Source organism: Comamonas sediminis, from assembly GCF_041107495.1.
GTDB lineage: Bacteria > Pseudomonadota > Gammaproteobacteria > Burkholderiales > Burkholderiaceae_C > Comamonas > Comamonas sediminis.
Genome location: NZ_JBGBDC010000010.1, coordinates 1 through 20,198 on the forward strand (window position 1 = coordinate 1; position 20,198 = coordinate 20,198).

At 59.5% G+C, this 20,198-nt stretch carries 29 protein-coding genes and 2 tRNA genes; 13 read left to right on the forward strand and 18 right to left on the reverse strand.

The features are described from left to right. The 3 genes from AB7A72_RS20365 to AB7A72_RS20375 all read left to right on the forward strand — a co-directional run bounded on the left by AB7A72_RS20365 (position 1) and on the right by AB7A72_RS20375 (position 1,582). A tRNA-Gly gene (locus AB7A72_RS20365) sits at positions 1-76 on the forward strand. Positions 77-318: 242 nt separating this feature from the next. Continuing rightward, a tRNA-Leu gene (locus tag AB7A72_RS20370) sits at positions 319-407 on the forward strand. A 200-nt stretch (positions 408-607) separates the two neighbouring features. Then, the gene (locus tag AB7A72_RS20375; RefSeq protein ID WP_369460967.1) at positions 608-1,582 is read left to right on the forward strand and encodes a tyrosine-type recombinase/integrase; all 975 of its coding nucleotides are present in this window, start codon (positions 608-610) and stop codon (positions 1,580-1,582) included. Here AB7A72_RS20375 and AB7A72_RS20380 read toward each other — a convergent pair. The 16 genes from AB7A72_RS20380 to AB7A72_RS20455 form a co-directional block, all read right to left on the reverse strand. Next, positions 1,579-1,812 carry a helix-turn-helix transcriptional regulator gene (locus AB7A72_RS20380; protein ID WP_313333546.1) on the reverse strand — a complete coding sequence of 78 codons (234 nt, stop codon included), beginning with the start codon at positions 1,810-1,812 and terminating at the stop codon, positions 1,579-1,581. The two genes, AB7A72_RS20375 and AB7A72_RS20380, sit on opposite strands and share 4 nt — an antisense overlap. Positions 1,813-2,190: 378 nt before the next feature. Continuing rightward, positions 2,191-2,577: a DUF551 domain-containing protein gene (locus AB7A72_RS20385; RefSeq protein WP_369460968.1), complete on the reverse strand. Its 387-nt coding sequence runs from the start codon at positions 2,575-2,577 to the stop codon at positions 2,191-2,193. Continuing rightward, positions 2,574-3,398 (reverse strand): hypothetical protein, encoded by an 825-nt coding sequence (locus AB7A72_RS20390; RefSeq protein WP_369460969.1) that lies wholly within the window; start codon positions 3,396-3,398, stop codon positions 2,574-2,576. Before AB7A72_RS20390 ends, AB7A72_RS20385 begins: the two co-directional genes overlap by 4 nt. Continuing rightward, positions 3,395-3,592 carry a hypothetical protein gene (locus AB7A72_RS20395; protein ID WP_369460970.1) on the reverse strand — a complete coding sequence of 66 codons (198 nt, stop codon included), beginning with the start codon at positions 3,590-3,592 and terminating at the stop codon, positions 3,395-3,397. Before AB7A72_RS20395 ends, AB7A72_RS20390 begins: the two co-directional genes overlap by 4 nt. Next, on the reverse strand, positions 3,589-4,008 hold the full coding sequence (locus AB7A72_RS20400) for a hypothetical protein (protein ID WP_369460971.1): 420 nt from the start codon (positions 4,006-4,008) through the stop codon (positions 3,589-3,591). The genes AB7A72_RS20395 and AB7A72_RS20400 overlap by 4 nt, the downstream gene beginning before the upstream one ends. Positions 4,009-4,232: 224 nt before the next feature. Beyond that, positions 4,233-4,709, reverse strand: a complete 477-nt coding sequence (locus tag AB7A72_RS20405) for an XF1762 family protein (protein ID WP_369460972.1) — start codon at positions 4,707-4,709, stop codon at positions 4,233-4,235. Then, complete coding sequence (locus AB7A72_RS20410) at positions 4,709-6,154, reverse strand: hypothetical protein (RefSeq protein WP_369460973.1); 1,446 nt, start codon at positions 6,152-6,154, stop codon at positions 4,709-4,711. The genes AB7A72_RS20405 and AB7A72_RS20410 overlap by 1 nt, the downstream gene beginning before the upstream one ends. Positions 6,155-6,222: 68 nt before the next feature. Then, positions 6,223-7,335: an RNA-directed DNA polymerase gene (locus AB7A72_RS20415; RefSeq protein WP_369460974.1), complete on the reverse strand. Its 1,113-nt coding sequence runs from the start codon at positions 7,333-7,335 to the stop codon at positions 6,223-6,225. 201 nt (positions 7,336-7,536) lie between these two features. Next, positions 7,537-7,950, reverse strand: a complete 414-nt coding sequence (locus AB7A72_RS20420; protein ID WP_369460975.1) for a four helix bundle protein — start codon at positions 7,948-7,950, stop codon at positions 7,537-7,539. A gap of 30 nt (positions 7,951-7,980) precedes the next feature. Then, complete coding sequence (locus AB7A72_RS20425; protein ID WP_369460976.1) at positions 7,981-8,379, reverse strand: Lcl domain-containing protein; 399 nt, start codon at positions 8,377-8,379, stop codon at positions 7,981-7,983. 42 nt (positions 8,380-8,421) lie between these two features. Beyond that, positions 8,422-9,003 (reverse strand): hypothetical protein, encoded by a 582-nt coding sequence (locus AB7A72_RS20430; protein WP_369460977.1) that lies wholly within the window; start codon positions 9,001-9,003, stop codon positions 8,422-8,424. Between the two features lie 123 nt (positions 9,004-9,126). Next, entirely contained in the window at positions 9,127-9,765 is a 639-nt protein-coding gene (locus AB7A72_RS20435; RefSeq protein ID WP_369460978.1) for a deoxynucleotide monophosphate kinase family protein, read from the reverse strand. Further along, entirely contained in the window at positions 9,762-10,016 is a 255-nt protein-coding gene (locus AB7A72_RS20440; RefSeq protein ID WP_369460979.1) for a hypothetical protein, read from the reverse strand. Before AB7A72_RS20440 ends, AB7A72_RS20435 begins: the two co-directional genes overlap by 4 nt. 62 nt (positions 10,017-10,078) lie before the next feature. After that, positions 10,079-10,450 carry a hypothetical protein gene (locus AB7A72_RS20445; protein ID WP_369460980.1) on the reverse strand — a complete coding sequence of 124 codons (372 nt, stop codon included), beginning with the start codon at positions 10,448-10,450 and terminating at the stop codon, positions 10,079-10,081. Beyond that, positions 10,447-10,596, reverse strand: coding sequence for a hypothetical protein (locus AB7A72_RS20450; RefSeq protein WP_369460981.1), 150 nt, complete (start codon positions 10,594-10,596; stop codon positions 10,447-10,449). The genes AB7A72_RS20445 and AB7A72_RS20450 overlap by 4 nt, the downstream gene beginning before the upstream one ends. 144 nt (positions 10,597-10,740) lie before the next feature. Further along, on the reverse strand, positions 10,741-10,947 hold the full coding sequence (locus tag AB7A72_RS20455) for a hypothetical protein (RefSeq protein WP_369460982.1): 207 nt from the start codon (positions 10,945-10,947) through the stop codon (positions 10,741-10,743). A gap of 1,262 nt (positions 10,948-12,209) precedes the next feature. Between AB7A72_RS20455 and AB7A72_RS20460 the strand changes: the two genes are divergently transcribed. Continuing rightward, positions 12,210-12,497 (forward strand): helix-turn-helix transcriptional regulator, encoded by a 288-nt coding sequence (locus AB7A72_RS20460; RefSeq protein WP_369460983.1) that lies wholly within the window; start codon positions 12,210-12,212, stop codon positions 12,495-12,497. Positions 12,498-12,788: 291 nt separating this feature from the next. Here the strand turns inward: AB7A72_RS20460 and AB7A72_RS20465 are convergent, their stop codons facing one another. Continuing rightward, positions 12,789-13,253, reverse strand: a complete 465-nt coding sequence (locus tag AB7A72_RS20465) for a helix-turn-helix domain-containing protein (RefSeq protein WP_369460984.1) — start codon at positions 13,251-13,253, stop codon at positions 12,789-12,791. Positions 13,254-13,325: 72 nt separating this feature from the next. Here AB7A72_RS20465 and AB7A72_RS20470 point away from each other — a divergent pair, with 72 nt between their 5' ends. Then, complete coding sequence (locus AB7A72_RS20470; RefSeq protein WP_369460985.1) at positions 13,326-13,565, forward strand: Cro/CI family transcriptional regulator; 240 nt, start codon at positions 13,326-13,328, stop codon at positions 13,563-13,565. A gap of 138 nt (positions 13,566-13,703) precedes the next feature. Here the strand turns inward: AB7A72_RS20470 and AB7A72_RS20475 are convergent, their stop codons facing one another. Further along, on the reverse strand, positions 13,704-13,931 hold the full coding sequence (locus tag AB7A72_RS20475) for a hypothetical protein (RefSeq protein ID WP_369460986.1): 228 nt from the start codon (positions 13,929-13,931) through the stop codon (positions 13,704-13,706). A 27-nt stretch (positions 13,932-13,958) separates the two neighbouring features. Here AB7A72_RS20475 and AB7A72_RS20480 point away from each other — a divergent pair, with 27 nt between their 5' ends. The 8 genes from AB7A72_RS20480 to AB7A72_RS20515 all read left to right on the forward strand — a co-directional run bounded on the left by AB7A72_RS20480 (position 13,959) and on the right by AB7A72_RS20515 (position 20,136). Then, positions 13,959-14,510 carry a phage regulatory CII family protein gene (locus tag AB7A72_RS20480; protein ID WP_369460987.1) on the forward strand — a complete coding sequence of 184 codons (552 nt, stop codon included), beginning with the start codon at positions 13,959-13,961 and terminating at the stop codon, positions 14,508-14,510. A gap of 13 nt (positions 14,511-14,523) precedes the next feature. After that, positions 14,524-14,853: a LexA family transcriptional regulator gene (locus AB7A72_RS20485; protein ID WP_369460988.1), complete on the forward strand. Its 330-nt coding sequence runs from the start codon at positions 14,524-14,526 to the stop codon at positions 14,851-14,853. 10 nt (positions 14,854-14,863) lie between these two features. After that, positions 14,864-15,829, forward strand: coding sequence for a YdaU family protein (locus AB7A72_RS20490; protein ID WP_369460989.1), 966 nt, complete (start codon positions 14,864-14,866; stop codon positions 15,827-15,829). Further along, positions 15,826-16,296: a hypothetical protein gene (locus AB7A72_RS20495; protein WP_369460990.1), complete on the forward strand. Its 471-nt coding sequence runs from the start codon at positions 15,826-15,828 to the stop codon at positions 16,294-16,296. The genes AB7A72_RS20490 and AB7A72_RS20495 overlap by 4 nt, the downstream gene beginning before the upstream one ends. Further along, positions 16,293-17,111 carry a hypothetical protein gene (locus AB7A72_RS20500; protein ID WP_369460991.1) on the forward strand — a complete coding sequence of 273 codons (819 nt, stop codon included), beginning with the start codon at positions 16,293-16,295 and terminating at the stop codon, positions 17,109-17,111. Before AB7A72_RS20495 ends, AB7A72_RS20500 begins: the two co-directional genes overlap by 4 nt. A gap of 144 nt (positions 17,112-17,255) precedes the next feature. Further along, the gene (locus AB7A72_RS20505; protein WP_369460992.1) at positions 17,256-17,783 is read left to right on the forward strand and encodes a hypothetical protein; all 528 of its coding nucleotides are present in this window, start codon (positions 17,256-17,258) and stop codon (positions 17,781-17,783) included. Continuing rightward, positions 17,783-19,807 carry a phage terminase large subunit family protein gene (locus AB7A72_RS20510; protein WP_369460993.1) on the forward strand — a complete coding sequence of 675 codons (2,025 nt, stop codon included), beginning with the start codon at positions 17,783-17,785 and terminating at the stop codon, positions 19,805-19,807. Before AB7A72_RS20505 ends, AB7A72_RS20510 begins: the two co-directional genes overlap by 1 nt. After that, complete coding sequence (locus AB7A72_RS20515) at positions 19,789-20,136, forward strand: Mor transcription activator family protein (protein ID WP_369460994.1); 348 nt, start codon at positions 19,789-19,791, stop codon at positions 20,134-20,136. Before AB7A72_RS20510 ends, AB7A72_RS20515 begins: the two co-directional genes overlap by 19 nt. Positions 20,137-20,198: the final 62 nt, after the last annotated feature.

Genomic DNA, 20,198 nt, shown 5'->3' on the forward strand with positions numbered 1-20,198 from the left:
GCGGGAATAGCTCAGTTGGTAGAGCGATACCTTGCCAAGGTATAGGTCGACGGTTCGAACCCGTTTTCCCGCTCCAACACATTGCGAAAAGAGCCTTTGGGCTCTTTTTTGCTTTTCGGCGTCTGCGTTCTGCACGCTGGCGCATGTTGCTGCCGCTGCACAGACCGGCACGACGCCTGTCTTCGTTTTCCCCTCGCGCATTCGCTGTCATGGGCACTGCGCACATCTGCAGATGCTGTGGCTACTGTGTCCACACGGAGTTCCCCGGCTGTCTTCGTCCAACAGCGCAGCGGGAGCGGCTAGAATGGCAGGCTGCGTGCCCCGATGGTGAAATTGGTAGACACCCGGGACTTAAAATCCCGTGCCGCGAAAGTGGCGTGCCGGTTCGATCCCGGCTCGGGGCACCATCCATATGTTTTGCTTTCACTAGATTTAACTTTGCAGAGTGAAAATCGTGAATTTTCAAGCTTTAGCGGATACCATCTAACCCGTTTTAACTGCCAAAAGTGATTGTCCGTGAAGCTGGCTGCACGGGAAATGCACGGGCAAATGCACGGGAGACTTGGGGATGGGGAAGCCGAGGAAAACTGCTGAGGGCACATGGCGCGTGCAGTACCAGCTTGATGGCAAGCGTGTCGGAGGCACATTCGCAACCAAGCGAGAGGCTGACGACTGGTTGGCTCGCACTCGGGTAGAAAGCACGGCTCGCCAGCAAGGCAAAACCGGCACCATCAAGACACTCAAGCAGGCGATGTTGCGTTATGGTGAGGAGGTTTCTCCAACCAAGCGCGGCGGTGACAAGGAAGTCATCCGCATCAACGCCATTCTGCAGCATGAGGCATTCCCCTCCAATGTGAAGATGTCGGACCTGACGCCAGACCATCTGACAGCCTGGCGAGATGCCCGGCTCAAAATTCGGGCGCGGGGGTCTGTGTTGCGGGACATGAACCTGCTCTCATCAATCATGACGACAGCTAGGCGGGAGTGGCGCTGGATCTCAGCCAACCCGATGAGTGATGTTCGCCGGCCTGCTGAGCCTGATCACCGGGAGGTCGTCATATCGAGGGTTCAGATTGTCAAGATGCTGCGAGCATTGGACTACTCCAGTGGTCCTGTTCGGAGTGTTCGACAGGCGGTAGCTATGGCTTTTGCTATGGCTCTATGTACGGGGATGCGGGCGGGGGAATTGTGTAATTTGAAGTGGGAGGATGTGCGAGAGGATCATGTCATCCTGCACATCACCAAAAACGGGAAGCGCCGTGAAGTTCCGCTGAGTTCACGGGCAAAGATGCTCATCAACCGGCTGCGCGGCTGGGATGAGGAGAAGGTGTTCGGGATTACCGCGCAATCCTTGGACGCGATGTTCCGCAAGTATCGGGTCCGTGCAGGGCTCTCGGGGTTCACGTTCCATGACAGCCGGCATACGGCGGCAACGATGATCGCCGGCCGCATGCGCAGTGGCAGCATGCCTGCGCAGCAGGCCGTCATGGACCTTTGCAAAATGTTTGGATGGTCCAGGATGGACCAGGCGCTGGTCTACTACAACCCCAAGGCCGGGGACATAGCAGCGCGCCTTGGCTAGGCCTTCTTCTTTGATTCCCACTCGAGTACCTCGGCGAGCAGCCAGCGGCCATCGTTGCAGGGTTCGGGGAAGTCGCCGCGGCGGACCATGGCCATCACTGTCTGGCGGCATCGGCCAACGCGTTCTGTGACTTGCACTGTGCTGAGCCGATCGCCTTTGTTCTGGGCCATCAAGATCACAGCATCAGTCAGGCGGGCAACCTCCTTCTGGAGTGCTTCGATTTCACTCATATCAGTTCTCCAAAAAAGAACCCCGCTCATTGGCGGGGCTCGGGTTCGTCTTGTTCGGGGAGGGGTGCTCGTTTGTCACCCCATTTGCGGGAGCGTTTGGTGGTCATTTGTGCCCTCGTTTGCGCAGGCTGCGCTGGTGCAGATCTCTGTCCTGCAGGACGTTGCAAATCGGGTAGCGGGATAGGAGGTGCTCAAACTCGCCGCCGGTAATGGCCTCGCCGGTGCACACCCACTCCCACGAGATCTTGAGGGGGAGACTTCCCGGAAGAATGCTCCCGAATGATGTGGCACGCAGGAGGTCGGTCTGTACTGGCGAAAGTTGAATTCCCCAGGCGTCGGACTTGTGGACCATCTGGCGCCTGACATAGTGGACTCGCATCATGTGATTTCTTCCTGCTTTGGGGCTGCGGGGAGGGGCTGCCAATGGGTTGGTTGGTCGGGGCTTGGGTCAGCATCCTCCAGCAGCGCATCCACCCATACCCACAGCGCGTAACCAGGGCCCTCAATCCATCTCATGCGGGCTTGCTCGCCGTTGAATGCCCACACCTCTGTTCCATCCTTCGGCGCAGTCTCGATGCTCTGCCAGCAATCGGCGCCCTTGTGGGCCATGGCTGCTTGCCATGTGAGCCAGCGAGCTTGGATTTCTGGATGCTTATAGGCGCCCAGCTCGTCCCGATTGAGCCATCCTTGGCCGCGCACAAAGATTCCGTTTTCGGTGAGGACGTGTTTTCCAAACGCCTCACGGCTTGGGTCAGGGGTTGTCATTGGTGGCTCCTATTCTGTGTGCGTTCGTAGTCATCAAGCATGCCGAATGCTGCTTTCTTCGCCCATCCCTCTGCGAACCAGTTTCCGACCAAACGCTCAAGATCGTGCTGGCTCAGCGGCTCCCGCTCAGGTGCTGTCGGGGCGGCTGAGAGCATGGCGCGATAGGCAGAGCCCATGTCGAAATAATCAACAGCCTCGCCGACAGGACAGCCAGCGGCGGTCATTGCCTGCGTCGGCTCCACCGGCACCAGGCGCCACCCATCCGGCGCAGACTGCCGCGCTGATAGCTGGGCCAACTGCTCGCGCGCATCGGTGTTCAGCCGATTGGCCATGTCCAGGCGCTGGGTGAGGGCGGTGACTTGCTGCTCGGCGGCTGCGGCGCGGTTGGTTTGCTTGATGGCTTCTTTGTCGGCCTTATGAAGCATTACCTCAAGGTCAATTTCGCGCTGCGCGAGAGTGGCGAGCCGATCGAAATAGGTCTTTTCGGTAGCCTCCAGTGCCGCAATGCGGTTGGCTTGGGCGACTAGCTGGGCTCGGATCACCGAAGTGTATGGCAGCAGGCCTTCTGTATCGAACGGTTCACCATTGGCCGCGTCATTGAGCGCGTCCAGCCAGATCACTGGCAAATCACACTCGCCGCCCAGGCCCGCGTAGCAGGTGGCTGCGAGGGCGCGCAGTCGCTCTATCTCGGCGTGCTGGCGGCGCAGCTCGGCCGCAATGGCGTCATAGCCAATCTCTAGCATTTCATCTGGATCAAAATCTGAGTCGATCCAGTTCGCCAGCCGTAGCGCTTCGGGCTTTGCTTCTGTCTTGTCGGTCATGCTACCCATACTGCTTTTCCTCCAGTTGGCTCGAAGTCGCCAGATTTGAGGCGAATGTATTGCTGGCCATCAACGCCGGCCGATTGGACGTATCCCTGGATGCCCCAAGACTTAACCTCGGTGACTACAACCATGCAGGCGCCGAATGTCTCGCGGTCGGGATTGACTTGAACAATGTCGTTTACTTGGGTCATGGTGCTTCCTTGGGGGCGGGCTTCGCATCTTCCTCGGCGATCTCAGCCAGGCGCTCTTCGGAGAAGTCATCTGCTGTCAGGATGTATTGTTTTGCTTCAACAACTAGATAGAAGCGAGGAGGGGGACATTCGCTTAGCCAGTTTTCCAGCAGGGTCTGCAGCTTTGCCTTGTGATCCGGTGTCACTTCCGGATAGCCCTCGGCATACTCATCTCCAAAGTCCCAGGCGCTACTTGCAATGTCCTCTATTACAGAGTCGGCATCTACCAAACTGGAGATGGACGGTTCCTTCGCCGCGCCTTGGTATACCGTGTCACCTGGGCGAAGTTCATCGCCGTAGGTGTCCAGCAAGTCTCCGAGATCGCTGCAGTTGAAGTCTTCGTTGTCTTTCGACCAGCATTCTTTGGTGTTGTTCATATCTCAATCCTCCTTCTTGGCCTGGGCTGCCTCAAGATTCAGCCGGGCGCACACGGCCTTGGCTTCTTTCTCTGTCTCGAATGGATGGACTTTTCCCTGGTAGCCACATGGCTTGTACCGGCGCTCACCTGGTGCTTTGCGAGAGATGCCCCAACCGACAACTGGCGCCCCGGGCCTGCTAATGTCGTTCCAGCTCACAGGCCGGAATTTGCAACCTTGAATGCTCATTTGCTCCCCTTCTGTTGTGTGGTCTGAGCGGGCCATGCGCCCCATCCGTATGCGCACTTATCTTCCGTGGGGTGTTTGTCTGTGCGCGGTCTGCTTTCACAATTCCAGCTACGTCCACGCACATCCCAAAGGAGTTGCCAGCCGCTTGCCCTAAGACTGGCTCCGGGTTCGCTGGCCAGGATGTAGGTCAGTCCGCGCCGGAAACCTTTGGCCTCTGCAGCCCTGCGCGTTGCGGCGTAGAGCATGCTGCAGGCGTTTGCAGAGCCATTGGTGCACATGCGAGTCACCTCGCAAGTCAAGCCGTCATCTAGAGCCCTCGCAACTGGACGGCCAACAACTGCCACGCCGATTAGCACGCCCTCAGAGTCGTGTAGGCCTTGCCGCCAGAGCGCTCCTACTGGTGCGCCGTGGTGGCGGTGGTGCTCTCTGATGAAGGCGTCTGCGTCTGCTCGCGTTATGGGCCGTAGTTCCATCACGCCTCCTTTGCGGCATTGCCGCCTTCCTGGGCTGCAGCCATGGCGGCGTCGATTACAGCTGCGTCTTTGCAGTGGCTGAGGCGAAGCGAGTCCATTTCGATGTGATCGTATGCCAATTCAAGCGCATGCAGCAGTAGCGCATCTGCGGGCTGGGCCTGGGGTGCTGCCAGTAGCAAGTCACGCAGCTTGGCCATTTCTTCTGCAGCATCCACAGAAACAGGGTCTTCGTTTTCCTGAAGCGCCTCAATCACTCGATTTGTGAAGGTCGCATCGAAGGCCAACAGCTCGCCCTGCGCCTTCTTACCTTGCAACAGTTCGATATGCAGGCGCAGGAGCTCATGGGCAGCAGGTTCAGGCAGGGTGTATGCGATGCCATTGATCAATACGGATTCGGTCGGCCCGGCCTCAAAGTTGGGTTTGGCATCCTGCACCAGCAGCGTTACGCCGTGCTTGTCGCCCGCATCCTCCATCACCTCGGTGACAGTGCCGAAATAGCGATGGCCGGCATCGTGGTCGCCCGTGCTCACATCCACCGATACCGACATCCCCTCGATCAGGGCGGCCAGCTGGTCGGTGGTGCTCAGCTGCAGCAGGGCGCGCGCAGCCTTGTACACATAGGACTTGAGGTCGGTCAGCCCCTCTTTGATTGTGAAGCCGTTGGCAAGGAATACAGCCTTGATCTGCTCGTCTGTCACCGGCTCGGTCTGCACCCCTGCCTCGATCCCTTCTCCACGCGCCGCCAGGAACGCGCAGAAGTTCGCCACATCCACCGGGTCGCCTTTGGCAACGTGATCGCGCAGCATGGCCGACAGGCGTGGCTGTGAACATTCCGGCGTGTCCCAGCCGCCATAACCTTTGGCGCGCTGCTTTGCGAGCTTGGCCTTCATCTTGGCGGCTAGGGCATCCACGGCCGCGTCGTCGGGGTGCACCTCTGCCAAGTCACCTGCCGAGGAATCCTCGGTAGCTGGAAGTGTTGGGGTGGCGGCAAGGGCGGCGCGGGCCTGGCCTCGCGCAACGTCCAACTCAAGCAACGCGATGCTCATCCCCGGCAACTCCGCGAGCGAGTTATAGACTTCGGTCGTTGTGAGCGCTGCACGCTTTTCGCAGGCACCCTCCAACTGCGCCAGGGCCACAGCCACTGCTGCGGGCGCTGCCTGTGCTGCCACTGCCTGGGCGGTTACTTCGTGGAGCAGCTTTTCCAAGCGATGCCTGAACCACGCCGACCTGTAGCTGTCTGCATCGTCATACTCGTGGATAAAGCGATGCAGCTCAGTTGCCAGCTTGGAGTCATGTTCGGCGCCGTATCCGCCTTCAGCAATCCTTTTCGCGATGAACTCCGAGTTGCTGACCCGCAGCTGGCATTCTTCCCAGCTTGGTAGGTTGCTGGGTGGCGCATCCCCCTCGGCAGTCTTGAGGTGAGCGGAAGAGTTGTTTTCAGCCATGTTGGGCTCCAGAAATGGAAATGCCCGCTCAGGGCGGGCTGTGAATAGGGGCCCACTGGGGGCGGTGGTTATTCGGGCTTTAAATCCCGACGGCGAAAAGCCTTGTCCAGGTGCAAGCCGTCTACGGCATGCCCTCGCATAAGTAGCGCTCGGCAGATAAGCGCTTGCTCGTGGTGACTGGCACCAGCCTGCCGAACCAGGCCCAGATAGCTGTTGCCTGTTTCAAAGACCTGGTCGGCTGGAATTTCTTCCAGTCGCCTCAGGGCGTTTCGGAGGGTGCGCCGGCGGGTAACGCGTCGGTGCGGCAAGATGATCTGGCCGACATAGTCAATGCCGCGATGGATTGGTTGTCGAATGGTCTTGCGCGGGTTGAGCGCCAGACCCAGGGCCGGCAGGAACGCATTGATGCTGGCAAGTGCGCCGTTCAGCCAATCCGGCGATTCATGCAGCAACACCATGTCATCGACGTAGCGCGTGTAGTGACGCGCGCGTATGTGGTGCTTGATGTGCTGGTCAAGCTCGTTCAGCAGCACATTGGCGAAGAACTGGCTGGAGAGGTTGCCAATGGGTAGGCCGCAGTGTGAGGCTGCGTTGGTGAGGCGCTTATGCAGCGGTACGGCGGCGAGGATCGCTCTGCTGCCGCGAACTTCGTAGTCCAGTCGTGGGTCGTGAAGCAGGACTGTCTTTGTTAGGCCTCGCCACCAGCGCTCAGGTATCTGGTCCACCAGCAGTGGCCAGAGCTTGCGCTTATCGATGGACACAAAGAAGTTGGCCAGATCGATCTTCAGATAGTGGCCCGGCACGGTCCAGTTCTGCGTCTGGCTGCGTACTTTCGCCTCAAGCCGCTCGGCCGCATACAGGGTGCCACGCCCGGGAATGCATGCACATGAGTCCGCAATGAAGCGCCTGTGAAAACGCTCCGAAATCTCGTTGTAGACCATGTGGTGCACCACGCGATCAGTAAAGTCTGCTGCCCAAACTTCGCGTGGTCTGGGTTCGCTGATGGCAAAGCAGATGCTGCGACCAGGCCGATAGCTGCCATCGCGCAGTTTCTCATTCAGGTCCAGCAGGTTGTGCTCCAGCCGCTGCTCAAAGCGCAGCGCGCTGGCGGAGGTCCGCTTGTGCCGGCGGCAGTCGAAGTAGGCCTGCACCAGCTTCTCGAGCGAATAGCTTGAATTCATAGAAATTCTCGGTGAAATATGCGGACGGGGTGGACTCGGAACTCGTTGTTCCGGTTGTTGTTGTTCGTGTTTCCGTTCTTGAAATCGACCGCCCAGGGGTATCGAACTCATCACGTCGGCCCGCCGATGTCTCAGCGGGCAAACTGCGCGGAATCACTGCAGCTGCTGCCGCTGATATTCCTGTCGCGCCTTTCGGTGGGCTTATGGCCCAGCGGCTCGACCAGATTTCATGGCGCGTTGGCCTGGCTGCCTTGGCAGACCGGCGACAAGCGCTCGCTCCGAGGATTTCTGCCAGCCGGTGGCTTGTTTGCCGATGCTGGTGGTCAAGGCAATGGCATGGCTGTACTGCTTTGGCGAGATCAGGCGCAGATCGACCGCCAGGCGAAGTGACAGGTTGACTGCCTCCACTTCCTGCCGCATGCGCAGCAGGACTGGTGTCCTGTCGCTTGTGGTGTTGGCCTCATAGGTGCGCATGACCAAAGACATGCAGCGCCTGCGAAGCTCTGCGCCAAAATCGGCCTTGTAGTTTCTGCGCATGTTGGAGACGTATTCGGTGACCAGCTTGCTCAGATCGTAGGTGGCCTTGTAGATCTCAGTATCAGTGTGTAGTGCCATGCCGCAGGGGCGGGCTACGCCCGCAAAGGGTTAAAGAGTTGAAGCGGAAAAGCTGCGGACGGGGCGGACTCGGAACTCGTTGTTCCGGGTGCGGCCGTCCGTGAGACCGTCCTTGAAACCGACCGCCCAGGCCCATCCGTGGTGCTCGCTACGCGACCAGTACCAGCCGTCCTTGTCAAAGTGCTCACGGGTGTTGATGTACGCCAGCATCAGGTCTTCCTGGTCTGGTGCGCGCCAGTCGCTGTGGCCGTTGAGTGAGTCACCCTCGGCTATCACTTGCTCCACGCGGCTGAATACCACATCCACATGGTCGAACTCCACGCCGCCGGGGATGACGACGTGATGTGCCTTGCCCTCGATCAGGCGAGTGCCGATGTAAATGCCGCCTTGTTCTGGCCAGGGCTGGTTGATTGCTGGGATGGTGCTCATTGATTGCTCCGGTTGTAGAAGTGAGAAAAAGGGGTGAAGGGCTTAATAGATGAATCTGCGGACGGGGTGGACTCGGAACTCGTTGTCCCGGAGGAAGTCGTTCGTGTAACCGTCCTTGAAACCGACCGCCCAGGCGTAGTGCTCCGCATAAGGCGTGCTCGTCCAGTACCAGCTTTCTGTGCCGAAGGTGTCGTGCAGGTTGGCGCCGGCCAGCTGCAGCTCGCGACGTGCCGGCAGATAGAAATCGGAGTGTTCGTCTCGGGTGTATTCGCTGGCCAGCTTTGCTGCTGGGCATTCCTTGGCAACGCGGCGGGTGTTCTCAAGGCCATCCCAGTTGGACAGATCGCGCTCTCCATTTGCGCCCCAGGTAGCTCGGCCGGCATCCTGTTCCGGGCTCACGATCAGGCCGTAGATTCTGCCGTCGTCCCCACGAAAATCCCCGGCATAGATGCCGCCTTGACCTGGCCAATACTCGCCGATGGCCGGTCGGGCGTGGTCGATGATCGGCATTCCCTGCTTCTCGTCGCTCGTGACAATGTCGCTCAGGAGTTCCACCCCCAAGGCTGGAGAGCTGCCGGTCGCGCCAATGTTGATGGTCAAATTCTCGATGTGAAGATGTTTCATGAATGCCTCTGCTGTCAGAAATGAAGAAGCCCGCTGGCTGGCGGGCATCGTGTGGCTGGGGTGATGGGCAGGGGTCTTGCGACTCGCAGACCATCTCGGTGTTTCTTCATGCGATGGCGTGGCCTATCGCCAGTACAGGCTTGCCTGCTGCCAGTGGTGCAGGGTGCTGCGGTCCAGGTCTGCCAGGTCGCCTGCGTTGATCACCGTTTGATCTGGGGCGAACTCTTCGCCGCTCACGGTGCTGATGTGGATGGAGTCAACGCTGTGGTCTGGGCGATGCACGCGCCAGATTTGGCCGCCAAGCTCCCGAATCAAGCTCGCCTCATTGCGAAAGCGCACATCTGTGACGACGATGGCGGTGGACGGCAGTGGTATGCCGTCGGCCCAGAACAGCCGCTCGCGCATGGCGTTGATCCAGTACTGCTGGTCCTGGGCTCTGCGGTACTCCGTTCCCCACCAGCGCATGATCTGCCGAGGGCTCTGTGGTGCCTTCGTATCAATATGAGGATGGGTTGCAATAACAGCCTGCATAAATGCGCCGTTGGTGCACCGCCAGAGGGCCAAGCGCTCGCTGTCTTCTTCCTTGGTGACCCTGCAGGTCAACTCGTGGATCTGCAGGCTGTACGCCTCGGCGACTTCGGCGCGCAGCGGATCGGCGAAGGCGATGGGGAAGGCCAGTCGGTTCTTGAGCAGCACATGCGCAACGCTGTCCTTGCCTGCGCCTTCAAGGCCGGTTAGACCAATGATGCGCAGCTTTTTCATGAGGGTGTCCGATCGACAATCTTGGCGACATCGTGAATGGGATCGCGCAGGACATGCAAGGCCGTCTTGCGCGCGGCATCTGCGCTGATCGCCTTGAGGCGGGTTCGTGGCAGGCGGTTGGCCTCGGCCAGCATGCTTACGTCCTCGGGACGCACATGCGCGGGGATGGTGGTGATCTCGTATTCATGCAGCTGGATGTTTGCAGGCTGCATGCGAGCGGGTTGGGTGATGGGGCGGATGCTGTGGTCCATGGTGGGCTCCAGGTGGTGGGTTGAGGTTGAACGGGTTGGCCAAGCGTGGCCTGCCTGATGTGTCAGGGTGGTGAGGCGTTTTCCTTGTCGGCCTTGCTGCCGGGCACTGGCAGAACGCGGCCGTCTGGGCGTGGGTAGCGCAGCCAATCGCCCGTGCGGCTGGGCAATGCGTAGGCGTCAAAGCGGCCTGTCTCAATGCCCGGGTTGCGGCGCAGCTCAGGGCATGTGTAGCTGTCCTCGCTGATGATCGGTATCGTGGCATTGCTGTTGACCAGGTGGGCCTGGCGACGTGCCGCGCGCTCGGATGGAGTGAGGATGGGCAGCACGCCGCGCGCCGTTGGCACGATGCGTTCGTTGTCCAGCTTGGGTTGGGTGAAGGGGCGCGGCCCGCTGCTTTTGGGCCGGCGCGTCGTCTGCTGTGTTGTTGGGATCATGGTGCTGGCTTGAGGTGCAGGCGCATGACGGTGAGCTTTCCCGCAGCGCAGTTGAAGTGCTCCAGGCCATCGAGAATGGCTTGCGAGCTGGATGCGGCGGTGCTGGTGAACTCCAGATCGCCAACACGTACAAGGAATCGAGGCATGGTGCTGCTCCAAGTAAAACGGCCCACGCATCAACTGATGGATGGGCCGAAGGGGGTTGTAAAAAATGCCGCTTCGCAAGCGTGTGGGCGCCGGAGTGTGCTGACGGCAAAAGCGCTGCCTGGCTGGAGCAGCGCGGAGGGTTCTTAGCGGGATTGGGCTTGCTTGGGTGCGGGCTTTTCCGCTGGCTTGGCGCTTTGCCCTACAAGCTTGAACTGCGGCCGCTGCAGGTCATCGCGGGCGCGGGCAAAGCGCTGGCGAATGTCCGTGCTCAGATGGTTTTGGTAGCGGAATGCCGTGCTGTCCAGGCTTTGGGCCGGGTGGTAGCACTTAGGATGTTTGCTGGGGATCATGTTGGGCTCCAGAAACGAAAAAGCCCACCGGGGTGGTGGGCTGGGTTGGTGGGGCTTCGAAGTGACTTGGGTTCAAATGTTGCACTTCGAGAGGGGTGAGGTTGCTCCATGCTTTGAGTAGACCTCTATTTGCCAGTAGGCACTACGCATGCTTCCCCCGCTGAATGTGTGCGCAGAGGATGCGATGTCACGGCAAATGCTGTTTGCTTGTGCAGACGTCGTAATGTTGTCCCAGATCTTGATTGTTGAAAAGGCCTGGTACCGACCATTCGCCGCTGCAACAGAGCACCAGGCACTCGTTGTATTCTTAAGCGCTGAGCAAATCTGCAGGGCAGTGTCCATTGGATTTGTTGGTGCGGGTTCTTGCCTTGGCTGGACAATATAAGTTGCAGCTTTGGATTCGCTTTTGAGTGGCTTGGGGGCGCTGGATGGCGCGCTAACGGGGGTGATATCTTCATCTTCCAGTGTCGCCCACTTTGTCGCATCTGCAGGGCAGCGTGGAGTGCTTTGAAGGGTAATCGTCTTGCCATTTGGCATGGTGCACTTGACTTGTGCATTGGCACCAGTTGCGAATGCGCAAGCAATGATTGCAAGAATGAAATTGAACCGCGTCCCCATGCCCTATCACCTCGTAAGCAGTTGTACCTAGAGAGCATTATGGCGGATCGTGGAAAAGGGTCATTGGCCATCAGGTGAGCGCCATGCAGCTTGCGATTGAGATCTCGGTGGAGAAGAGGGTGCTCGCCGCTTGACGCTCGCCTGATGGGGCCAGGGTGTCGCTTCCTGGCCATGCGGCGCTTAACGCGCTGGGCTTTGCTGTTCTTGGCATCCCTGTTTGCCTCACCGCCGTATAGAACCCAGCGGGTGGATTTCGCGTGACCTTTGATGTTCCTGTTGCTTATCCCATCCGGGGGCAGAGCAGTACTGACTACGGTGACCGACGGCCTTTTGTATCCCGCTACCGCCCGCGGTGCCTTGTATTTATCCAGCCGTGCCTGCTGCATGAACTTGGTGCTAGCTCGATCACTTCACACCCATCGCGTTGTTGAATTCCTAAGCGATGGATGAATTATCAGAATTCCGAATCTTGCTGTCAATCAGTTTTCCGAATTATTTTTTCTTGTAGCGCTGTTCCTTGCCGCAGCAAGGCCTGCAGGCCAAGCAATTTAAATTTGCGCAAACGTAGATTGCGGCAGTGTCAAATTGCGGTTGCATCGGCCCATATCCTGTGTAACACTGTATGTGCATACAGTATTTAAATCATGAGCACAGAACAAAAAAAGCTACTTGGAAGCAGGCTCAAAGCAGCAAGGACAGAGGCCAATGTGTCGCAGGACTTTGCTGCTGAGACTCTGGGTGTGACGCGACAGTCGGTGTCTGCGTGGGAGAGGGGCGCGAGTAGTCCCTCTGCGATTCAGCTAGGCCAGCTAGCTGCGATGTATTGCATTTGCGCCCACAAGCTCTTGTTTGGCGAACCGTTCCAGCGCGTGCAGCTGAGTAGCCTCATGAGCGCTGGGCGATACGATTTCAAAAAACCAGTCAGGGGGTAGGCATGACAGAAGAACAAATCTTGGCCAAGATCCGCGCTCTAGATCTGCGCCGTCCTTGACCACGCGATGTGGGTGCGTTTTACGCGACCTGGTTGGCTACTGTCTATGAGCGCCTCTCGCCAGATGCGCAGACGCAGGCAATCACCCTTGGTGGAGTGATCCACGCCCGCAGCCTGCGCATGGTCCCTGTGTTGGGCTCAGTTGGTGACGATGGATATATCTCCGGCCTAGAGCTAGGTGAGGGGCATACGGTCGCTTCGAAAAATAATCTGAAATAGCCGCAGCACTTTCTCAGTGCGAGTGAGGCTCAGTCGTCTTCCTGGATAATTGTTTTTTTGCAGCGGATTTGTCAGGCTTTGTCCCATTGAATGGATCAGCGGCACTTGGCTTCTTGACTGACTTGCTGTGGTTGTATGCGTCATTCACATCTATGAGCATGGCATCGCGCTGCGCATCGCTTGCAAGTCCCCGGAACAGCATCACCAACTGAGCTTCAAGTCCAGATAGCTGCGCAAAACTTGTTGCTTCCGGCGCTCCTTCGCCCCAAAGCAGGTATTCCGGCCGGAGGCCCAACTCACGGCAGATCTTTATGAAGGCGCCGGCTCTCGGCTCAGCCGAGCGACCTTTGATCAGCTCATTCAGAGCCGGTTGACCAATCCCAACAGCTACCGCCAACTCCTTTTGAGTCTTGCCGCGATGTTTCAGCCACCAGTCGAGGCGATCACCGAAAGAATCGAAGTGAGGTGTAGATGTCATGTGGCAATGATCCGCTGAGAAAAATTCGGTTTTCTGATTGACAGGTAAATTCGGTTTGCTGATAATTCAGCAATGAAGCCCAGTGACCTCATATCTTTTTTCCGAACTGCAACCGGTGTAGCTCGTGCGCTGGGTTGTGCGCCATCAACTGTGGCGGAGTGGGTGGCGAGCGATCAAATTCCAGAGGGTCGCCAATATCAAGCTCAACTGGCAACAGATGGACGACTGCTGGCCGATCAGCCCGCATTGCGAACACACCTCGCCAAGCCTTGCTCCCAAGGGCTGCACACGCAGGATTCGCCCGATGCTTAGTTCACGCGCTGTCCCAAATTTGCACAAGCAACTAGCCAGTGAGGATTTGGCAGTGGGCCGAGTGCCAGTGGCCGAAGCCTTTGCCGGTGTGCCTATCGGTGCGCGCACCCTCTGCGCTGAGTGCGTTCTGCTGCATGGCTATACCCCCAGCACCCGGGCTTGCATGGCCCACAGCGCCCCGATGGTCCCCGGGCTGGTGCTGCCAGTGGCAATCATCCGCTGGGTGCAGAGGTCCAGCCAGTGGTCGAGCTTCGCGATCGTGAAGTCTGCGCACTCTGCTTCCATCAGGATCACTAAGTTTTCCAAGAATATTTCGATAGCGCTGATCTGGTCGGCTGCTGCAGCTGTTGTCATGGCGGTGGTCATGGCGGCTTTCCTTTTGGGGGCTGATTGATGAATGCTTTCAGTCTCTCAGCTGGCGGCCCCAGTGGATACATCGAAAACGACGCGCAAGGCGATACACGCCGCTTCGCTGGCATGGATCCGCTGGACGCGGCCTACCTGATCGCCCAGAACCACAAGGGTGGAGTAGCCCAGATTGCCAAAGATATGGGCGTGAATGCGGGCACCTTGCAGCACAAGCTGAACCCCAACAACGACCGATTCCACCTGACTTTGCGCGACGCAATCCTGATGCAGCGTGTGACCAACAGTCGAGGAATCTTGTTCGCTTGGGGTTCGCAAGAGGGCTACACCGTTCAGCGCTCGAGCACTGCGGCCGCGAGTGTTGATCTTGTCGATGTCTTCGTGCATTGGCAGCTCAAGCAGGCCGATCTGACGCGAGCCATTGGTGATGCGGTGAATGAGGCGCGTGACCGCCGGGGCCAGGTTGGCCGCGCTGCGCAGCGCCGTGTGGACTATGCGGTGCAGGAGGCGATTGCCGCTGCAAACCAGCTGGCTGCAGCCATTGCAGCCCGCGTGCCCCAGCGTGATGCGGGCATGTAGAGAGGATATTCCTATGCTTGATGTATTGACTACGAATGACACGAAGGCGGAGGCTTTTGCCCAGCAGTCGTGTGAGCAGTTGGCGCGGCTGCAGCGTGAGATGCTGGAAATCGTGCGGGGTGTTGTGCGCAACGGCGGCAAGGATGTCTCGGCCCGAGAGCTGGGCCAGCGTTGGGAAGCATTGCACAACAAGCGGATCGGCGAAGGCACCGTGAGCAGCACGATCAACAAGCTCATCACCAAAGGCGTGCTTGAGCGCGGCCAGGCGCGCGCCTGCGCAGTGACCGGCAAGACTATCAAGCCTGTAGTGCCCGTTGCGCAGCAGCAGCGCTTGTTGGCGTAAGGGGAGCCCAGTGAACCACTATCCCCACCATATTGGTGACTTCCGCAGTGCGACCCGTCATTTAACGTTCGTTGAACGGGCGTTGTACAGGGAGTTGCTTGATCTGTACTACGACACCGAGCGGCCGTTGAACGCAGACCTGCAAAAGTTGGCACGCCTTGTTCTTGCGCAGGGTGAAGAGCAGTGTGAAGCGCTATCCGGCGTCCTGGATGAATTCTTCGTCTTGCAGGATGACGGCTGGCACAACGATCGTTGCGACGCCGAGATTGAGGCATATCGAGGCAAGGTGCAGAGCGCCAGTGCTGCGGGCAAGAAGAGTGCGGAGGCTAGGCGCAGTAAGGCCTCCGAGCGTAGTGGGCGTTCTTCTGCGCGGAAGGATATTCCATCTTCTGGAGGCGGCGCGCCCGGTGGTGATGGTGGTGTTGCTCAGGAGCACAAGCAAAGCTCCAGCGACAACGCAACGACCGTTGAACGCCCGTTGAACGACGGTGCAACTAACCAGAACCAGAACCAATACGTAAAAGAGACTTCGTCTCCAAAAGCGCAAAGCGCCGACGACGATGTGCCCCAGCATGTTGGTGACTGGGTTGCCGTGTTTGGCAGCGAGTTCGGTGTCGAGGTCAGCCCCACTAACCGCCAGGACCGCCAGAAGTTCTGGCCGCTGGCAACGTCCTGGGTGGCCAGCGGCGTCAGTGTCGGGCAGATGCGCCGCGCCTGCAGCAAGGCCCGCGCAGAAGCCCGCGAAGGCATTGCCTATCTGCCGGCCTATTTGGACCGTGTGCTTGCCAGCCAAAGCGCTGCGGCTGCTGCGCCCGTTGAAACTGTCTGGCAGAAAGCCGCTCGTGAGCGGGTGGAGGCTGGAGCGCCGTTTGCAGCTGCAGCAAATCCTTCGACTGGCGACTCGGTGATTGACGGATTCGCATTTTTCGATAGCGCGGCGGCTGCTCATGGCCGCCGCCTGGAGGTGTCCCAATGACCAGCCCTGCAGTTCAGCATGATCCATCCCTCATGTGGATCTATGGCATCTTCTCCGCCTGTCAGGTGCGTTATGGTCGGCGATTCTTGGCCCAGTACGAAGGCGTGGCCATCGAGCTTGTGCACCGTGATTGGGCGCGGGTTCTGCGAGAGTACGCGTGCAATCCAGCTGCGATCAAGTGGGCGCTGGAGAATCTGCCCGATGCCCCTGTGTTGGCGCCTCAGTTCCGGCAGCTGTGCGGTGCTGCGCCACGGCCAGCCACCCGTCAACTGGAGCGGCCTGCCGTCTCGCCCGCTCGCTTGAGCAAGGTGCGCGAGCAGCTGCAGCAGATCGTCAGCCACCGAGTGCCAACTGACAGCAAGGGCTGGGCGCGTGAAGTGCTGGCCAGGGCAGATCGTGGTGAGGCTGTCAGCTACCGCGCAAAGCAGATGGCGCTGGAGGTGTTGGGGAAGGCGGTGCGTGTATGAGCGTCCGCTTTTCCGCAGAGATCACCGGGGCCAATGAGGTCATGGCCACATTGCTCGGCCTGAGCAAGGGGCGTGCGGCTCAGGCATTTGCCAAGGCAATGAACGACACGGGCTTCGAGGGGCGCCGTGCCATGCAGGCTGAGATGGCCCAGGTGTTCGATAAGCCCACACCATATATCCTGCGCAGTCCGCGATTCAAGGGAGCCACAGCGCAGCGGCTCAGCGTGACCATTGAACCGACGTACCTTGGTGGCAAAGGCATAGACCCCCAGAAGATTCTGCAGGCGCAGGAGTGGGGCGGTACGCGGGTGGACAAGCGCAGTGAAGTGGCTCTGCGTCGGGTGGGCATCCTGCCGGCTGGCTTCCAAACAGTCGTCCCTCAATCTCCATTCCCTGGCAGCACGGACGGCTACGGCAACATCAAGGGCAGCTTCATAGTCCAGCTGCTCTCCTACTTCCAGTCCTTTGGTGAGCAGGGCTACAAGGCCAACATGACGGATAAGACCAAGGGGCGCGTCCATCGTGGCACAAAGAAGTCGGCAGGCCGCCGCTACTTCGTCTCCTACGGCAAGCTGCGTGGCGGTGCGCGCACCACGGCCAAGGGCGATCCTGACCAGCGTGCCAGCACATTGGCGCCTGGCATCTGGGCGGCGTCGGGCACGGGCGGTGTGGTTGTTCAGCCAGTGCTCCTGTTCGTGAAGCGCGGCTCTTACAAGCCTCGCCTGTCCATGCAGCGGATCGTAGACAAGGCGGACCTGTACAACTACCTGCAGAGCCGCGTTCGCTTTCGCTTCCGTGAAGCGGCGGGGGTGTGAGATGGGTGTGAAATTCTCCATCGAGGCATCGGCCCGCGTCGATCATGGGTCCTTCCCGGCTGCCGCCAAAGCGGGTAATTCGCGCCACGTTCTCGGACTGTTGCGTGGTGCTCCTAAGGGGGTTAAGTGAAGGTGGCACCTTGCTTGGATGCTCTCATTTCGCAAGCAGAATTTGCGGAAATCATCGGTGTGAGTGAGGCCAGGGTCAGCCAGTTGGTCAGCGAGGGCGTGATTGCGCGCGGTGACACCTGTGCAGGGTGGCTGCTTGCGTACTGCGAACGCTTGCGCGATCAGGCCGCCGGCCGCGTTGGTGCTGATGGTGCTGGTGGTCTGGACCTCGTTCAGGAGCGTGCTGCCCTGGCGCGCGAGCAGCGCATTGCTCAGGCCATGAAAAACAAGGTGGCCAGCGGTGAGTTTGCGCCCATCGGCATCTTGGCAGACGTGCTCGGCCAGGCGGCCAGCGGTGTCGTGGATCGTATGGACCAACTCGAAGGCGATCTGCGCAAGGCCTGTCCCGATTTGCCCGAAGATGCCCGCGCGGTAGTGCTTAGCGTGGTGGCCAAGGCGCGTAACGAGTGGCTACGCAGCACGGCGAAGCTGGTGGCCGACAAGGTCGATGAGCTGGCCGACGATGTTGAGGATGAGGCTGCCGTGATGGAGGATAACGACTGATGGGCGCGCCACTATCTCCCGAAGCAGTAGCGGCCATCAAGTCAGCCGTGGCGCTGGGGCTGTCCAGCATGCGCGCCGAGGTGCCGCAGACGCTCAGCGAGTGGGCCGCGCACCACTTCATCCTGGCCGGGGAATCCAGTCACCAAAAAGGTGGCTGGGTGGGCTGGCCCTTTCAGGAAGGCATCCTCGACTTTATGAGCGATGACCGCATAGAGGAACTCTATGTGAAGAAGTCCAAGCGGGTCGGCTATACCAAGATGCTGACCAGCTTTGTGGCCTACAACATTGCGCATCGACGCCGCAAGCAGGCCATCTGGCAGCCGACGGACGACGACCGTGACAGCTATGTGAAGAGTGAGATAGAGCCTGTGCTCGACGGTGTTGAGGCGATCCGCAAGGCGCGTCGCACTGGCGGCAAGATCGAAGACACCATCAAGTACAAGCCGTTCCGTGACAGTGTCCTGCACCTGCTGGGCGGCAAGGCGGCGCGTGCCTATCGCCGGATCACCGTGGCCGTCTCCATGCTCGATGAGTGGTCAGCCTTTGACCAGAGCATCGAGAAGTCTGGCGATCCAGGTGGCTTGGCCAAAGGTCGCCTGGAAGGCGCACCGTATCCGAAGTTTGTCGGTGGTAGCACCCCGCGCATCAAGGGTCTGTGCCATGTGGAGCGCGCCTGCGAGGATGCCGACAGCCTGGTGCGGTACCACATCGATTGCATTCACTGTGGGCTTGACCATCCTCTTGTGTGGGGTGGCAAGGAACTGCTGCACGGTTTCAAGTGGGAACGTGGCCAGCCGGACACTGTGCGCCATGTCTGCCCTCACTGCCGAAAATCCATCACCCAGGCCGATTACCTGCGTGGTGGCTCGCCCATGGTGGGGACGTGGGTCTGCCAGAAGACCGGAATGCGCTACGGTGCAGATCGAGTCTGGCGCGATGCGCGGAACGTGCCTTGCAAGCCTCCGCGCACCTTGGGCGTCCACATCTGGTCTGCGTACAGCCCCCAGCGAACTTGGGTGAGCATCGTCGATGAGTTCGAGAAGGCCTACAAAGCGTTGCAGGCCGGCGATGTGGGGCCTATGACCAGCTTCACGAATGAAACTTTGGGCGACACCTGGGAGATCAAGGGCGACAGCACTGACGAGAATGCGCTGCAGCAACGTGCCGAGCCTTACGCCCTCAAGACCATCCCCTTGGGTGGGCTGGTGTTAACGGCGGGGGTGGACGTACAGCGCGATCGGTGGGAGCTCACCGTCTGGGCCTGGGGGCGTGGGCTGGAGAGCTGGGCGGTCGACCACCACATCATCCACGGCAATCCGGCCAGTGAGGGGGATTGGGAGCCTGTTGCCGAATACCTCCAGCAGCGCTACACACACGCCTGGAATGGGGCAACTCTGGGCTTGTCGGCCATCAGCATCGACAGCTCGGACCAGACCCAGTCCGTGTACAACTGGGTGCGCGCTCAGCAGACCCGATTGCCACAGTTGCGGGCGATCAAGGGACGCGGCGAAGAAAACATCCCGATCCTAGGGCCAAGCAGCTTGCAGGAAATCAACTGGCGTGGTGCCAAGATCGCGCGCGGCATCAAGCTGTGGGCGGTTGGCGTTGACACAGCCAAGGACCTGCTGCTCGGACAGTTGGCCATTGCCGAGCCAGGCCCTGGGTGTGTGCATTTCAGCAATCAACTCCCGCGCGAGTTTTTCGAGCAGCTCACGGCAGAGCAGCGCATTTTGACCAAGAAAGCCGGCAAAGAGGTCTATGTGTGGGTCAAGCGCCGCCCGCGCAACGAAGCGCTGGATTGCCGCAACTACGCGATGCACGCCGCCATGGGCCTGGGTATCCACAAATACACCGATGCCCGCTGGCAGCAGCTGGAAGCCATGGTGCAGCCGGCGGTCGATCTCTTTTCTATGCCTGGCAGCCCGCCCGCGCAGGCCGTATCCGTTCCCGATGTATCCCAGGTTGTTGTGCCCCCTGCGCGCACCAGCCGTTTTGCAAGCCAGTCATGGTTGAACCGACGATGAACAATTCAACAAAAATCACCACCCTCACGCCAGGTCGCAGCGAAGACATGGCGGTTCAACTCGAAGTGGAGATGGCTGACATCTTGCGGGAGGACTTGGGGATGACTGCCAGTGAAGCGGCTGACAAGGCCCAGGCCGTTGTGCGCGGCATGCGCAAACGCATGGGTGGCAACAACTGGTATGTGCCGGTCCTGCTCGACAAACAGGCAAGAGATGAGGCAATTCGCCGTGAATTCTCGGGCCCCAATAGCTTGCCCGGGCTGAAACGCAAGTATGGCCTCACCGAGCGGAGGATCTACCAGATTGCCCGTGCCAAGCAAGGACACTAACTGCAATCTTTTAGTACAAATTTCAGGGGCTTGTGATTACGCTCAAGCGCGTTGCCGCCACG

What these genes read in the sequence shown, in the direction of transcription:
- AB7A72_RS20380 (WP_313333546.1), bottom strand. Translation starts at nt 1,812, where the DNA reads ATGAGTGAAATCGAAGCACTCCAGAAGGAGGTTGCCCGCCTGACTGAT.
- AB7A72_RS20385 (WP_369460968.1), bottom strand. Translation starts at nt 2,577, where the DNA reads ATGACAACCCCTGACCCAAGCCGTGAGGCGTTTGGAAAACACGTCCTC.
- AB7A72_RS20390 (WP_369460969.1), bottom strand. Translation starts at nt 3,398, where the DNA reads ATGACCGACAAGACAGAAGCAAAGCCCGAAGCGCTACGGCTGGCGAAC.
- AB7A72_RS20395 (WP_369460970.1), bottom strand. Translation starts at nt 3,592, where the DNA reads ATGACCCAAGTAAACGACATTGTTCAAGTCAATCCCGACCGCGAGACA.
- AB7A72_RS20400 (WP_369460971.1), bottom strand. Translation starts at nt 4,008, where the DNA reads ATGAACAACACCAAAGAATGCTGGTCGAAAGACAACGAAGACTTCAAC.
- AB7A72_RS20405 (WP_369460972.1), bottom strand. Translation starts at nt 4,709, where the DNA reads ATGGAACTACGGCCCATAACGCGAGCAGACGCAGACGCCTTCATCAGA.
- AB7A72_RS20410 (WP_369460973.1), bottom strand. Translation starts at nt 6,154, where the DNA reads ATGGCTGAAAACAACTCTTCCGCTCACCTCAAGACTGCCGAGGGGGAT.
- AB7A72_RS20415 (WP_369460974.1), bottom strand. Translation starts at nt 7,335, where the DNA reads ATGAATTCAAGCTATTCGCTCGAGAAGCTGGTGCAGGCCTACTTCGAC.
- AB7A72_RS20420 (WP_369460975.1), bottom strand. Translation starts at nt 7,950, where the DNA reads ATGGCACTACACACTGATACTGAGATCTACAAGGCCACCTACGATCTG.
- AB7A72_RS20425 (WP_369460976.1), bottom strand. Translation starts at nt 8,379, where the DNA reads ATGAGCACCATCCCAGCAATCAACCAGCCCTGGCCAGAACAAGGCGGC.
- AB7A72_RS20430 (WP_369460977.1), bottom strand. Translation starts at nt 9,003, where the DNA reads ATGAAACATCTTCACATCGAGAATTTGACCATCAACATTGGCGCGACC.
- AB7A72_RS20435 (WP_369460978.1), bottom strand. Translation starts at nt 9,765, where the DNA reads ATGAAAAAGCTGCGCATCATTGGTCTAACCGGCCTTGAAGGCGCAGGC.
- AB7A72_RS20440 (WP_369460979.1), bottom strand. Translation starts at nt 10,016, where the DNA reads ATGGACCACAGCATCCGCCCCATCACCCAACCCGCTCGCATGCAGCCT.
- AB7A72_RS20445 (WP_369460980.1), bottom strand. Translation starts at nt 10,450, where the DNA reads ATGATCCCAACAACACAGCAGACGACGCGCCGGCCCAAAAGCAGCGGG.
- AB7A72_RS20450 (WP_369460981.1), bottom strand. Translation starts at nt 10,596, where the DNA reads ATGCCTCGATTCCTTGTACGTGTTGGCGATCTGGAGTTCACCAGCACC.
- AB7A72_RS20455 (WP_369460982.1), bottom strand. Translation starts at nt 10,947, where the DNA reads ATGATCCCCAGCAAACATCCTAAGTGCTACCACCCGGCCCAAAGCCTG.
- AB7A72_RS20460 (WP_369460983.1), top strand. Translation starts at nt 12,210, where the DNA reads ATGAGCACAGAACAAAAAAAGCTACTTGGAAGCAGGCTCAAAGCAGCA.
- AB7A72_RS20465 (WP_369460984.1), bottom strand. Translation starts at nt 13,253, where the DNA reads ATGACATCTACACCTCACTTCGATTCTTTCGGTGATCGCCTCGACTGG.
- AB7A72_RS20470 (WP_369460985.1), top strand. Translation starts at nt 13,326, where the DNA reads ATGAAGCCCAGTGACCTCATATCTTTTTTCCGAACTGCAACCGGTGTA.
- AB7A72_RS20475 (WP_369460986.1), bottom strand. Translation starts at nt 13,931, where the DNA reads ATGACCACCGCCATGACAACAGCTGCAGCAGCCGACCAGATCAGCGCT.
- AB7A72_RS20480 (WP_369460987.1), top strand. Translation starts at nt 13,959, where the DNA reads ATGAATGCTTTCAGTCTCTCAGCTGGCGGCCCCAGTGGATACATCGAA.
- AB7A72_RS20485 (WP_369460988.1), top strand. Translation starts at nt 14,524, where the DNA reads ATGCTTGATGTATTGACTACGAATGACACGAAGGCGGAGGCTTTTGCC.
- AB7A72_RS20495 (WP_369460990.1), top strand. Translation starts at nt 15,826, where the DNA reads ATGACCAGCCCTGCAGTTCAGCATGATCCATCCCTCATGTGGATCTAT.
- AB7A72_RS20500 (WP_369460991.1), top strand. Translation starts at nt 16,293, where the DNA reads ATGAGCGTCCGCTTTTCCGCAGAGATCACCGGGGCCAATGAGGTCATG.
- AB7A72_RS20510 (WP_369460993.1), top strand. Translation starts at nt 17,783, where the DNA reads ATGGGCGCGCCACTATCTCCCGAAGCAGTAGCGGCCATCAAGTCAGCC.
- AB7A72_RS20515 (WP_369460994.1), top strand. Translation starts at nt 19,789, where the DNA reads ATGGTTGAACCGACGATGAACAATTCAACAAAAATCACCACCCTCACG.